Source organism: Halomonas kalidii (assembly GCF_030010475.1).
In the GTDB taxonomy this organism is placed as follows: domain Bacteria; phylum Pseudomonadota; class Gammaproteobacteria; order Pseudomonadales; family Halomonadaceae; genus Halomonas; species Halomonas heilongjiangensis.
Window position 1 is genome coordinate 40607 of the sequence record NZ_JASCQN010000027.1, and the last position, 11984, is coordinate 52590.

The 11984-nt window shown below is 68.1% G+C and carries 13 protein-coding genes; 1 reads left to right on the top strand and 12 read right to left on the bottom strand.

The features are described from left to right. Positions 1 to 66: 66 nt before the first annotated feature. The 5 genes from phaC to prmB form a co-directional block, all read right to left on the bottom strand. The gene (gene phaC, locus QLQ85_RS06515; RefSeq protein WP_282738239.1) at positions 67 to 1908 is read right to left on the bottom strand and encodes a class I poly(R)-hydroxyalkanoic acid synthase; all 1842 of its coding nucleotides are present in this window, start codon (positions 1906 to 1908) and stop codon (positions 67 to 69) included. A gap of 133 nt (positions 1909 to 2041) precedes the next feature. Then, positions 2042 to 2464, bottom strand: a complete 423-nt coding sequence (locus QLQ85_RS06520; RefSeq protein WP_282738240.1) for a phasin family protein — start codon at positions 2462 to 2464, stop codon at positions 2042 to 2044. Between the two features lie 121 nt (positions 2465 to 2585). Beyond that, positions 2586 to 2987 carry a DUF6489 family protein gene (locus tag QLQ85_RS06525; protein ID WP_282738241.1) on the bottom strand — a complete coding sequence of 134 codons (402 nt, stop codon included), beginning with the start codon at positions 2985 to 2987 and terminating at the stop codon, positions 2586 to 2588. Between the two features lie 56 nt (positions 2988 to 3043). Then, positions 3044 to 4129 (bottom strand): chorismate synthase, encoded by a 1086-nt coding sequence (gene aroC, locus QLQ85_RS06530; protein ID WP_282738242.1) that lies wholly within the window; start codon positions 4127 to 4129, stop codon positions 3044 to 3046. A gap of 39 nt (positions 4130 to 4168) precedes the next feature. Further along, a complete protein-coding gene (gene prmB, locus QLQ85_RS06535; RefSeq protein WP_282738243.1) occupies positions 4169 to 5122 on the bottom strand; it encodes a 50S ribosomal protein L3 N(5)-glutamine methyltransferase in 954 nt (317 codons plus the stop codon). Positions 5123 to 5241: 119 nt separating this feature from the next. Here prmB and QLQ85_RS06540 point away from each other — a divergent pair, with 119 nt between their 5' ends. Continuing rightward, the gene (locus QLQ85_RS06540) at positions 5242 to 5817 is read left to right on the top strand and encodes a Smr/MutS family protein (protein ID WP_282738244.1); all 576 of its coding nucleotides are present in this window, start codon (positions 5242 to 5244) and stop codon (positions 5815 to 5817) included. Between the two features lie 11 nt (positions 5818 to 5828). Here QLQ85_RS06540 and QLQ85_RS06545 read toward each other — a convergent pair whose 3' ends face one another. The 7 genes from QLQ85_RS06545 to QLQ85_RS06575 form a co-directional block, all read right to left on the bottom strand. Continuing rightward, positions 5829 to 6902 (bottom strand): patatin-like phospholipase family protein, encoded by a 1074-nt coding sequence (locus QLQ85_RS06545; protein WP_282738245.1) that lies wholly within the window; start codon positions 6900 to 6902, stop codon positions 5829 to 5831. 4 nt (positions 6903 to 6906) lie between these two features. Continuing rightward, positions 6907 to 7794 carry an alpha/beta fold hydrolase gene (locus tag QLQ85_RS06550; RefSeq protein ID WP_282738246.1) on the bottom strand — a complete coding sequence of 296 codons (888 nt, stop codon included), beginning with the start codon at positions 7792 to 7794 and terminating at the stop codon, positions 6907 to 6909. A gap of 2 nt (positions 7795 to 7796) precedes the next feature. After that, positions 7797 to 8603 carry an alpha/beta fold hydrolase gene (locus QLQ85_RS06555; protein WP_282738247.1) on the bottom strand — a complete coding sequence of 269 codons (807 nt, stop codon included), beginning with the start codon at positions 8601 to 8603 and terminating at the stop codon, positions 7797 to 7799. A 308-nt stretch (positions 8604 to 8911) separates the two neighbouring features. Further along, a complete protein-coding gene (locus QLQ85_RS06560; RefSeq protein ID WP_282738248.1) occupies positions 8912 to 9046 on the bottom strand; it encodes a hypothetical protein in 135 nt (44 codons plus the stop codon). Positions 9047 to 9101: 55 nt separating this feature from the next. After that, positions 9102 to 9902 carry an NAD-dependent epimerase/dehydratase family protein gene (locus tag QLQ85_RS06565; protein ID WP_282738249.1) on the bottom strand — a complete coding sequence of 267 codons (801 nt, stop codon included), beginning with the start codon at positions 9900 to 9902 and terminating at the stop codon, positions 9102 to 9104. Positions 9903 to 9957: 55 nt separating this feature from the next. After that, positions 9958 to 10833, bottom strand: a complete 876-nt coding sequence (locus QLQ85_RS06570; RefSeq protein ID WP_282738250.1) for an amidohydrolase family protein — start codon at positions 10831 to 10833, stop codon at positions 9958 to 9960. A gap of 4 nt (positions 10834 to 10837) precedes the next feature. Further along, positions 10838 to 11974 (bottom strand): mandelate racemase/muconate lactonizing enzyme family protein, encoded by a 1137-nt coding sequence (locus QLQ85_RS06575; protein ID WP_282738251.1) that lies wholly within the window; start codon positions 11972 to 11974, stop codon positions 10838 to 10840. Positions 11975 to 11984: the final 10 nt, after the last annotated feature.

Below are 11984 nucleotides of genomic sequence, written 5' to 3' on the forward strand. Positions count from 1 at the left end.
CAGCAGGGGTTTATCTTCAGGCTTCCAGGCGCGAAGCGCCGCTCTTACAGCTTCAAGCTTAGGGCTTCAGGTTTCCGGCGAAGCCGGGGTCTCGCCCAGCACCTCGGGAATCGTCATCTTGACGTAGCGCCCCGGTGCCGGCTCGAGGATATCGAGTTCCCCCTCGCCGGGCTGGCGCGCCGGCACCATCTTCTCCGCGTCGACATAGCCGTTGCCGGTCATCCACTGCTGCCAGTGGGGCCACCAAGAGCCCTCGTGCCGCTCGGCACCGGCTAGCCACTCATCCGCCGTCTCCGGCAGTTCACCGTTGGTCCAGTAACCGTACTTGTTCCGGCTCGGCGGGTTGACGATACCGGCGATATGGCCCGAGCCCCCCAGCACGAAGGTCACCGGCCCCTTGGGCAGCAGCGCCCCGTAGTAGGTGCTGTTCCACTTGGCGATATGGTCCTCGCTGGTAGAGACGAAGTAGCTCGGCGTGGAGATCTTGCGCAGATCGATCTTCACACCGTCGAGCTCGATGCCGCCGGGCTCCACCAGGCGGTTCTCCAGGTACATGTGACGCAGGTACCAGGCGTGGGTGCCGGCCGGCAGGTTGGTGCCGTCGGTGTTCCAGTAGAGCAGGTCGAAGGGGGCCGGCATGTCCCCCTTGAGGTAGTTGCTGATATAGAAGGACCAGAAGAGGTCGTTCTCGCGCAGCAGGTTGAACGAGAACGCCATCACCCGCCCGTCCAGGTAGCCGTCACGCTCGAGCTTGGCCTCGATGCCGGCCAGCACCGGCTCGGAGAGGAAGACGCCAATGTCGCCGGGATCGCGGAAGTCCTGCAGGGTCGCCATGTAGGTCACCGACTTCACCTTGCGGCCGCGGCGGGTGCTGGTGAGGTAGGCGACGGTGGAGGCGGCCAGGGTGCCACCGATGCAGTAACTGAGCAGGTTGACCGATTTCTCGCCGGTGGCCTGCTCGATGGCCCCCATCGCGGCGATCGGCCCCATCTGCATGTAGTCGGCCCAGGTCAGGTCGCGCTGCTCGGGGCCGGGGTTGCGCCAGGAGATCAGGAATACCGTATGGCCCTGGTCCACCAGCCACTTGACCAGGGAGTTGTCCTGGCGAAGGTCGAGGATGTAGTACTTGTTGATCCAGGGCGGCACCATCAGCAGCGGCGTCTTGAAGACCTGCTCGGTGGAGGGGCTGTACTGGATCAGCTGGATCAGCTCGTTCTCGTAGACCACCGAGCCCGGGGTCACGGCGATGTTGTCGCCGACCGCGAAGGCACTGCGGTCGGTCATGGCGACATTGAGCCCTTCGGCGGAATTGGCCAGGTCCTCGCGCAGCCGGGTCAGGCCGTCGATCAGGTTCTGGCCGCGGGTCTCCAGGGTCTTGCGCATCACTTCGGGGTTGGTGGTGACGAAATTGGTCGGCGCCATGGCATTGACCACCTGGCGGGCATAGAAGGCCAGGTTGCGCTGCCGCTCGGGGTCGAGACCGTCGAGGCCCTCCACCAGTTCCTCGACCATCCGCGAGAACAGCAGGTACTGCTGCATGATCGCCAGGTAGTGCGGGTCGTTGGTCCAGGCCTCGTCGTTGAAGCGCCGGTCGCCCTTCGCCGGGGTGACCAGCGGCTCCATCGTCTCGCCGGCCAGTGCCCGCATGCCCTGCTGCCAGAGCTGGAACTGGTCCTGGAGCAGCCGTGACTGGGTCTGCCACAGCAGCGGGGGGTTGCGCATCAGCGACTCGGCTCCCGCCCGGAAGCTCTCGCGCATGTCCTCATAGACGGAGTCGGCGGCATCGCTGGGCACCATCCGCTCCATCATGTCCTCCATCAAGGCCCGATATTCCCCGCCGATCTCCTTGAGCTGGACGTTCCATGCCTCGAGCTCGGCCTGCGTCGGTGCGTGCACCCCTGGCTGCATTGCCCCCTCCTGACTTCCTGCCGGCTGATCGCCATCAATAAGAAAGCCGCCTCCCGCCACCCGCCGCGCGGGTACCGGGAAGCCGCCGTCGGTGTGGCCGGGCTCGGTCACACCACCTCAGTGCCCGTTCCGCTCAGCTCTTGCTGCCGCGCGAGGACTGACTGCTGGCCTTGGCCGGTGCGGCCTTGGCGCTGGCGCCGGCCTTCTCCGCCTGTTCGGTCATCTGCTGGCCGGTTTCGGCGAAGAGTTGCTCGAGCTGGTTCTTGAACTCGAGGCTCATCTCGCTCATGGCCCGGGCATCATCCAGCATCTGCCGGGAGAGTTCGTTCATCATCTCGGCCTGGCGAGTGCCGAAGTCGCGCATGCTCTCGGCATCGCCGACCTCACCGGCACTGCGCATGCGCTCGGTACCCATCTGGCTGTAGCGCTTCATCGACTCCAGCTGGTACTGGGTCATCTTCTCCATGTTGTCGAGCATCAGGGAGTTGATCTTGCGCATCGGCTCGAAGAACTGGCGGGTCTGCTCGTTGAAGGCGTCGGTCATCTTGTCTGACATGGCAGATACTCCTTGCGGGGTCTACATGGGTGGTAGCGCCACCCTTCATGTTGCACTGCACCAAAGAGTAGTCTGCCGGGGGCCGGGTTGCAATACGATCCTCGGCGAATCCGGCAGACGATCAGCCGTCCCGCTGGGTGCGAGAGCGAGCGCTGGCCGTGGTCTTGCGCCCGCCCCGGGAAGCAGCCGGCTTCGCCGCGCCGGCCTCGCCGTCGCCCTGCTCCTCCTTTCCACTCTGCTGGGCCGATCCGGTGCCGGCCTGGCGCAGCATGTCGAGCATCATCTGCTGGTAGGTGCCGAAGCTCGCCAGCCCCTGGGAGAGCCCCTGGGAGAGCCCCTGCGGCAGCCCCGGCTGCTGGAGGAACGGTTGCATCAGGCTCATGGGGTCGTAGCCCTCCACCCCGGATTCCATCTGCTTCTGGATGCGGCTCAGCAGGTCCTTCTGGAAGCCCTCGACATCCGGCAGGCCCAGCGCCTGGCGGAACTCCTCGGGGGTCAGGTCGAACTCGACATTGATCTTCATGGCAGCACTCTTGGTCGTCGTGATTCCAGTGTAGCAGCCATCACCGGGGCCGCGGCTCAACGCAGCCGCGGCGTCTCGACACGGACCTCGGCGTTCTGGCCGCGGTGACGCAGCAGGTGGTCCATCAGGGTCAGCGCCATCATCGCCTCGGCGATGGGCGTCGCACGAATCCCTACGCAGGGGTCATGGCGCCCCCGGGTGACCACCTCGACGGCATTGCCGTGGACGTCGATGCTGCGCCCCGGGGTGGTGATGCTCGAGGTGGGCTTGAGCGCCAGGTGGGCGACGATCGCCTGGCCGCTGGAGATGCCCCCCAGCACGCCGCCGGCGTGGTTGGAGAGAAAACCCTCGGGAGTCATCTCGTCACGGTGCTCGCTGCCGCGCTGGGTCACCGCGGCGAAGCCGTCACCGATCTCCACGCCCTTGACCGCGTTGATGCTCATCAGCCCATGGGCCAGCTCGGCGTCCAGGCGATCGAAGACCGGCTCGCCGAGCCCCGGCGGCACGCCCTCGGCCACCACGGTGATCCTTGCCCCCACCGAGTCCTGGTCGCGGCGCAGCCGGTCCATGTAGGCCTCGAGCTCGGGCACCCGCTCCGGGTCGGGGCAGAAGAAGGGATTGTCGTCGACCGCCGCCCAGTCCCTGAAGTCGATGGCGATGGGGCCGAGCTGGCTCATGTAGCCGCGCACCTCGATGCCAAGGGTCGCCAGGTACTTCTTGGCGATGGCACCGGCCGCCACCCGCATGGCGGTCTCCCGGGCGCTGGAGCGGCCCCCCCCGCGGTAGTCGCGGATGCCGTACTTGTGATGATAGCTGTAGTCGGCGTGGGCCGGACGGAACTGGTCCTTGATCTTCGAGTAGTCCTTGGAGCGCTGGTCGGTGTTCTCGATCACCAGGCCGATGGGGGTGCCGGTGGTCACTCCCTCGAAGACGCCGGAGAGGATCCGTACCTGGTCGGGCTCACGGCGCTGGGTGGTATGACGCGAGGTGCCCGGCCGGCGGCGATCCAGGTCACGCTGCAGGTCCTCTGCGGTGAGCGGCAGCCCCGGCGGGCAGCCGTCGACGATGGCCCCCAGCGCCGGGCCGTGGCTCTCGCCGAAGGTGGTGAGGGTGAACAGCTTGCCGAAGGTATTGCCGGACATGGGAGCTCCTCCTGGTATCAGAAGATCGGGGACGGTCGATCAGGCGAAGGACGCCCCATGGGCGTCGAGTTCCGCGGCGGTCAGGGCGAACACGCCCTGGCCACCACGCTCGAATTCCAGCCACAGGAAGGGCACCTCGGGGAAGGCGGCCTCCAGGTGGCGATCGGAGTTGCCCACCTCGACGATCAGCACGCCGTCGTCGGCGAGATGCTCCCGGGCCTGGCGCAGGATACGCCGCACGATGTCCAACCCGTCCTTGCCCGCCCCGAGGGCCAGCGTCGGTTCATGACGGTACTCGGCGGGCATGGTGACCAGGTCGCGGGCGTCCACATAGGGCGGGTTCGAGACGATCAGGTCGTAGCGCCGGCCGACGAGGCCGTCGAAGAGGTCGGACTCGACCGCCCTCACCCGCGCGCCGACGTCGTGGCGGGTGATATTGATCCTCGCCACCTCCAGCGCTTCGGGACTGATGTCGGCCAGGTCGACCTCGCAGGCAGGCAGGTGCAACGCCGTGGCGACGCCGATGCAGCCCGACCCGGTGCAGAGGTCGAGCACCCGCGCCGGTGGCTCTGCCGGGAACCAGGCGGCGAAGCCGTGCTCGATCAGTTCGGCGATGGGCGACCGCGGGATCAACACCCGCTCGTCGACGCTGAACGGAAAGCCGGCGAAGAAGGCCTCGCCGAGCAGATAGGGCAGCGGGCGACGCGTCTCGACGCGGGCACGCACCAGCGCCACGATGCGCGCACGCTCCATGGGCAGCAGCCGGGCATCGAGCACCCCGGGATCGATGTTCCAGGGCAGGTGCAGGGCACCCAGGGTCAGCGTCACCGCCTCGTCCCAGGCGGAATCGGTGCCATGCCCATAGAAGAGCCCCGCCAGATGGAACTCGCTGGCGGCCCAGCGCAGGCAGTCACGCAGGGTGACGAAGCCATCGCGAAGCTCGCTGTCGGCAAGCTGGAGCGTGGAGGTGGAGGCGTCGTTGAAAGCGGCCACGTGGCATCCTGTGGTTGACGGTTGCGGACGGCAAGAGGGCCCGATTGTACCCGGCCGGGCGGTTCACAGCCACGCTCGACTCGTTATACTGGCGCTCCCTGATCCAGTCCGAGTGCCCCATGAGTCGACACCGCCACCATCCGGACGACGACGACATCGACGCCTTTCGCCAGGCCCTGCGCGAAGCCGGCGTGCGGCCGATCGAGACCAATCGCGCCGATCCGGGCCGTCGCCGCCACTCCGATGCTTCCTCCGCCGCGCGCCGTGCCGCGGCCAGCGCCGCGAGCGATGAGCACGCCACGGGCCGGACGTCCGACGGCCGGGTGGAGCCGGTGAGTCCCTCGGAGCCGCTCGACTTCGCCCTGCCCGACCTGCCCTGGCGCACCCGCAGCCAGCTCAAGCGGGGCCGGATCGCCTGGGAAATCGGACTCGACCTGCACGGCTACACCCTGGAGGAGGCGCGCCGCGAACTGGAAGCCTTCCTGCGCGACGCCGCCGCCGAGGGTCGGCGCTGCGTGCTGGTGGTGCACGGCAAGGCCTGGGGCACCACCAGCGACTACCCGGTGATCAAGAGCCACGTCAACGCCTGGCTCAGGGAGTGGCCCGCCGTGCTCGCCTTCTGCTCGGCCACCGAGAGCGACGGTGGCACCGGGGCGGTCTACGTGCTGCTGCGACGACGCGGCCGGGACGGCTGAGCCCCATGCCCTCACGAGCCATCCGGCTCCTGCTCGACGGGCAATTTCGGCGACTCCACCACCTGTGCCTGGCTACTGCCCCAGGCTCGGTGCCTGCGGCCCTCGTAGCTATCGATCGCCTCCATGGCCAGCCGCTGCCCCAGGCGGATCAGCGCCTCGGCGCGATGGAACTCATAGGCGCCGCATACCGTCTTGGGCACCTCGATCAGCACATCGGGGGGATAGCCGGCCACCTTGTACTTGGCCAGCGCCGCCTGGGTGATATCGAACGAGGCCAGGATCATGTCCAACCGGCCCCAGGCGCGGCGGCCGACGGCCTGGTCGTCCTCTTCCTCGGCCCCGCTGCCGGGGCTCAGCCCGTCGAGCAGCCGGCGGGTGACCTCGCGCACGTCGTCCATCCAGCCGCTGAACTGCTGGCTCGCGGGCTCGCGCTGGGGGTCACCAGGCGGCTCGTCGTCGAGCCGTTCATCGTCTGCCAGCAACTCGTCCAGCGTCACCGGCCGCGGGCTATGGGCGGTGGTGTTCACCGCCAGCACCAGGTCGGCATGGGCCGAGACGAGGGGAATGATCGGCAATGGATTGAGCAGGCCGCCGTCCACCAGCACCTGGGCGCCACGATGCACCGGCGTGATCACCCCCGGCACGGCGATGGAGGCGCGAATCGCCTCCAGCAGCGGCCCACTCTGGAACCAGACCTCGCGCTGGCGCACCAGATCGGTAGCCACGGTGGTCAGCGGGATCGGCAGATCCTCGATGCGGGTGGCGCCGATAAGCGACTCGAGCTTGCTCATGACCTTGCTGGCGCGCATGGCGCCCATGGGGCTCCAGGTGACGTCGACCAGCCGGAGGACGTCGAAATAATCGAGCCGGCATACCCAGTCGCGGTAGGCCGGCAGCTTCCCCGCCGCGTAGATGCCCCCCACCAGGGCGCCCATGGAACAGCCGGAGATCGCCACGATCTCGTAGCCACGGGCCTCGAGCACTTCGATGACGCCGATATGGGCATAGCCACGCGCACCGCCGCTCCCCAGCACCAGCGCCACCCGCTTGCCCTCGTCCCGCTGCTCCACTCGCCGCCCACTCATCGGACTACCCTCCCTGCGGGTCATCCCGTCTCACCCTGTACCAGTCGACGATGGCCCGGGCCACGCCCTCCGCGGCCGCCGGCTCCAGGTGCAGGTGGTGGCCGCCCGGCAGCACCCGGCGTTCGAGCAACGACACCGCGGCTCGCGCCTTCGACGCCAGCTCGCGACTGCCGAGGATCCCGGCCTCGCCCTCCACCAGCAGCACCGGACACTCGATGGCGTCCAGCATGGCGAGCGCCTGAGCGGGGCTGAGCCTCACCGGCGAGGGACGCAACAGCCGACCATCGGTGCGCAACTGCAGGCAGCCATCCGCCGAGGGCTCGAGATTGCGCGCCACCAGCGGCTCGGCCGTCTCGGCGTCGATGGGGGTGGCCCCGCCGGCCACCCGGGCCGCCACCGCCGTCCTGATATCAGGATAGCGCGGCGCCGGTGAGACGGGGCGGCGATGTCCCAGCAGTCCCTTGCGCAGCTGCCGCGGTGCCTCGGCGGCGTCGGTGGTCACCGCACCGAGCCCGTCGAGCAGCACCAGGCGCCGAACGCGCTCCGGCAGGGCCGCCGCGGTCAGGCAGGAGACACCGGCGCCCATCGAGTGGGCCAGCAGGGTCGCCTGCTCGAGCCCCAGGTCGTCACAGGCATCGAGCAGGTCATGGCAGTAGTCCCAGAGGGCGTAGTCGCCATTCCCCGGCAGGTGGTGCGATAGGCCGTGCCCGGAGAAGTCGATGGCCACGATGCGAATGCCGAGCCGCTCGACCAGGCATGGCGCCAGCCGCGAGAAGCTCGCCGCATTGTCGAGCCAGCCGTGCAGTGCCAGCCAGGTCGGGGCGCCGTCATCGCCCCAGCTCAGGGCGGCCAGCCGCCCCCCGGCGAGGCGCAGGGATCGGACATCGTGCATGGTCAGTCGTCCAGCAGGGTGTGGAGGGTGGCCAGCAGCGCCTGGCGGGTCTCGTCGGGATACTCCATGGGAAACATGTGGGTCCCCGGTACCAGGGACACCGGCACGCCGCGGCGAACCAGGCGCCGACGACGGCGTGGCGTGATCAGGTCGGAGTCGGCGCCGGCCAGCAGGCCCACCGGCACCGACAGCCGCCGCGGCAGGCTGTCCAGGTGGTCGGGCAGGTGGCGGAAGATCTCCACCTCGATCTCCGGGTCATAGACCAGTGCCGCCCGGCCATCGTCCAGCAGCCGGGTTCCGCCCTCGATATAGTCGCGCAGCGCCTGCTCGGTGAAGCGGCGGAACAGCCCGCGGCGGCGCAGGTTCTTGCCCATCGACTCGCGATCGGGCCACACCGCGCGACGCCCCAGCGTCTTGCCGGCCGGGGTGACCCAGTCGACGAAACCGAAGCGCTTGGCCGCCTTCATTGCCCAGGCGTCGAAGCCGAGCATCAGCGGCGGGTCGAGCATCACCACACAGCGAAAGCGCTCGGGGGCCGTTTCGGCGGCCATCGCCATCAGCACGCCGCCCATGGAGTGCCCCACCCCGATCACCGGCCCCTCGAGGGTAGCCAGGTGCTCGAGCAACTCGTCACGCAGCGCCAGCCAGTTGTGGCCGACCGGGAAGTCCGGATGATGGCCGAGGCGATCCAGCGGGTGCAGGTCGAAGCGCTCGGCCAGCGGCGCCAGGAAGCTGCGATAGCAGAGGCCCGGAAAGCCGTTGGCATGGGCGAAGACCAGGGTGTCGCGATCGGGGGAGTGCATGGGCATGGGGCGTGTCCTGACTAGCGGTAGCAGACTAACGGGTTTACCATCGAAACGACAGGATAGCGCAGACAGCAAACACGTGTTTCACCCCCACGAAGCATCGCCTGGAGAGACCGTGACCAAGCCCCGCGACACCCGCCTTCGCAACCGCCTGTTCTTCACTGCCGTGATCGCCGCCCTCGTCGTCGGCCTGTGGCTGGTGCGCTGATGGGACGGCGCCATGGTGGCACAGTTCCGCTCGATCCGACATCACCATGAACAAGGCGGCCCGCAGGCCGCCAAAGGTTACAACTGGTTGCGAATTCCGGGGATCACTCGCGCTTGCCATCCACCAGGCGCGTGACGTTGAAGGGATTGTCGTCCTGAAGCGCCTCTGGCAGCAGGCCCGCGAGCAGGTTCTGGTAGCACACCGGGCGCAGGAAGCGCTGGATGGCGGCGCTGCCCACCGAGGGCTACCTTGTGTATCTCGAAACGTCCGGGTGGACCGCAATGCGGCCGGTCCTACCCATCGTCCGGATGTCCCCGGGTGACGAACTTTCCCCCCTGGTAGATGACGGCCGGGTCATCGGGATCCAGCTCGCGATCCTGACTCTCGATCTCCTCTCGCCAGGCCTCTGAGCTATCCCCGGGCATCCACCCCAGGAAGGCGGCCTGGTGGTTGTCCCACCACTTCTCGCTGTTGTCCGATGCCCCGTACACCAGGGTATGACCCAGCCTGGGCGTCACGAAGGCACGCCTGAGCAGGCTGACGAAGTCATCGACGCTCAGCCAGGTGGCCATCATCCGGGTATCGGCGGGCTTGGGAAAGCAGGAGCCGATGCGCACGCTGAGCGTCTCGACCCCGAACTTGTCGTGATACAGGCTGGCCAGATCCTCGCCGAAGCATTTCGAGACGCCGTAGAGCGAGTCGGGACGATGGGGCACCCCGGCATCGAGCCTGGCGGTGCGCGGGTAGTAGCCGATGGCGTGGTTGGAGCTGGCGAAGACGATCCGCGGCTTGCCATGGCGCCGCGCCGCCTCGTAGAGGTTATAGGTACCGATGATGTTTGACTGGAGGATGAGATGCCAGGGCCTCTCGACGGAGACACCCCCGAGATGGACGATACCCTCGCAATCGGCCACCAGGGCCTGCACGGCCTCGGCATCGGCCAGGTCACAGCCGACCAGTTCCTCGTGGGTCGCGGCCTCGCCCAGGTCGGCCAGGTCCGACAGCCTCACCTTGTGAGCCAGGCGCTGCAGGTGCGGACGAATGGCACTGCCCAGTCCGCCGGCGGCGCCCGTCACCAGGATTCGATTCAACATACGATGCTCTCCTCGCTGCTTGCCTTGCATGGGCCATGGAATGACCTCGATACGGTCATGATGCCGTCGGGAACCCGTACAGGGTTGCCGGGTTGTCCACCAGAATCCGTCGCTGCGTCTCGGGGCTCGCCCAGTCGAGCAGCACGTCGAGTTGTTCGGCATCGTCGGGATACTGCTCGCGGGGTACCCCGACATGGGGCCAGTTGCTGCCCCAGAGGATCCGGTCGGGGGCATGGGCGATGACGCGCCGGGCGATGGCCCCTACATCGCCCCAGGCCGGCCCGCCGGTCACGCTGGCCTCATAGGCCGCGCAGAGCTTGAACCAGGCATTGCCGCGATCCAGCAGTCGCAGGATCGCATCGACACGGCGGTCGTCTGCCGACACCGGCGGCATGAACTTGCCGACATGATCGATGATGTAGTCGGTCTCGACCCGGCGCAGCCCCTCGAGGTAGTCGTCGAGATGCCGACCGTTGAACTGCACCATCAGGTGCCAGCCGAAGGGGCGAATCAGACGTTCCACCTCGGGCATCTCCCGATGCGTCACGGCGCCCTTCGGCAGATTCATGATGCGTGCCCCGCGCACCCCCTTGTCATGCCACTCACGCAGACGCTCGACGGGGGTATCGGCCGCCACGGCCGCTACCCCCCGCGTCGTCTTGGTACCCAGTTTCGCCAGGGATTCGAGCAGCGCCCGGTTATCCCGCTGGTAGGCATTCGGCTGGGTCACCACGACGCGCTCCAGCCCCAGGCGCGCCTGCACACGGCGGTAATCCTCCACCGTGGCCAGCTCGGCGATCGCCGGCCCGCCGGGCTGGGCGACAAACCCCGGCAGATAGAGATGGATATGGCAATCGGTGGCCCCCGGCGGTGTCTGGAGCCGTGGTGCCGGGCCGTCCAGCGGCCGGGTATTGGCAGGTATCGCTGTCACGGCGTCACGCCTCCTCGAGCGCATAGCGTTGCAGGGCCTCTCGGTCGATCTCGATGCCGAGCCCCGGCCCGTCGGGAATCGCCACGACGCCACCGACATGCTCGATCGGCGTGCGCACCACCGCCTGGCGGAAGGGGTTCTCGGTGCGATCGAATTCGAGGATCGGTTCGATCGGGTCACGCCGCGGCGGGTTGGGCGGCAGCGCCGCCATGAACTGCAGGCTGGCGGCGATGCAGACGGCCGTGCCCCACACATGCGGCACGAGGCGCACGCCGTGCAGGGCCGCCATGTCGGCCACCCGGCGGATCTCGGTGAAGCCCCCGACGCCACAGATGTCGGGCTGAAGGATGTCCACCGCCCGGGTCGCCAGCGGCTCCTGCATGGCATAACGCCCGTGCCAGGTCTCGCCGCCGGCCACCGGGATGGGCTGGTCGGCGCGCACCGCGCGATAGGCCGAGACATGCTCGGGCAGCACCGGCTCCTCGAACCAGTCGACGCCGTAGCGGGCAGCCCTCCTGCCCACCTCCACCGCCTCCAGATAGTCGTAGCCGTGGTTGGCATCGATCATCAACCTGAGGTCGGGGCCGATGGCGTCGCGTACTGCCTCGATGACGCGCATGTCCTCCTCGACATCGAAGCCGATCTTGATCTTGACCGCATGGAAGCCCTCGTCGCGATAGCCCGCCACCTCGCGGGCGATATCCTCGACCCGATCGACGCCTTCCCGCCTGAAGGAGCCGGTGGCATAGGCCCGCACATTCTCCCGGAAGCGACCGCCCAGCAGGGTCGAGATCGGCACGCCGAAGCGCTTGCCCTTGATGTCCCACAGGGCGATGTCGATGCCGCTCAGGGCGGTCACGGTCAGGCCGCGCTGGCCCTGGTCGCGCAGGCGGTTGTAGAGCGCCAGCCAGAGCTTCTCGGTCTCCAGGGGATCCCGCCCCACCAGTGCGGTCGCATAGGCCGCGGCGACGGCGGCATTGGGCCTGGCGGGGCCCAGGCATTCGCCCCAGCCGGTGGTGCCGTCGTCGCACACGATCTCCACCAGGCAGTGCTGGCGCCGAGAGAAGTGCATCGAGGCACTCTCGAAGGCGGTATCCAGGGGGTGGTCGAGGATGTGGGTGTGTACCTCAGCAATCTTCATCGCATCTCGG

Excerpts from the sequence above, each read along its gene's own strand:
- phaC (WP_282738239.1), bottom strand. The coding sequence starts at position 1,908 with ATGCAGCCAGGGGTGCACGCACCGACGCAGGCCGAGCTCGAGGCATGG.
- QLQ85_RS06520 (WP_282738240.1), bottom strand. The coding sequence starts at position 2,464 with ATGTCAGACAAGATGACCGACGCCTTCAACGAGCAGACCCGCCAGTTC.
- QLQ85_RS06525 (WP_282738241.1), bottom strand. The coding sequence starts at position 2,987 with ATGAAGATCAATGTCGAGTTCGACCTGACCCCCGAGGAGTTCCGCCAG.
- aroC (WP_282738242.1), bottom strand. The coding sequence starts at position 4,129 with ATGTCCGGCAATACCTTCGGCAAGCTGTTCACCCTCACCACCTTCGGC.
- QLQ85_RS06540 (WP_282738244.1), top strand. The coding sequence starts at position 5,242 with ATGAGTCGACACCGCCACCATCCGGACGACGACGACATCGACGCCTTT.
- QLQ85_RS06545 (WP_282738245.1), bottom strand. The coding sequence starts at position 6,902 with ATGAGTGGGCGGCGAGTGGAGCAGCGGGACGAGGGCAAGCGGGTGGCG.
- QLQ85_RS06550 (WP_282738246.1), bottom strand. The coding sequence starts at position 7,794 with ATGCACGATGTCCGATCCCTGCGCCTCGCCGGGGGGCGGCTGGCCGCC.
- QLQ85_RS06555 (WP_282738247.1), bottom strand. The coding sequence starts at position 8,603 with ATGCCCATGCACTCCCCCGATCGCGACACCCTGGTCTTCGCCCATGCC.
- QLQ85_RS06565 (WP_282738249.1), bottom strand. The coding sequence starts at position 9,902 with ATGTTGAATCGAATCCTGGTGACGGGCGCCGCCGGCGGACTGGGCAGT.
- QLQ85_RS06575 (WP_282738251.1), bottom strand. The coding sequence starts at position 11,974 with ATGAAGATTGCTGAGGTACACACCCACATCCTCGACCACCCCCTGGAT.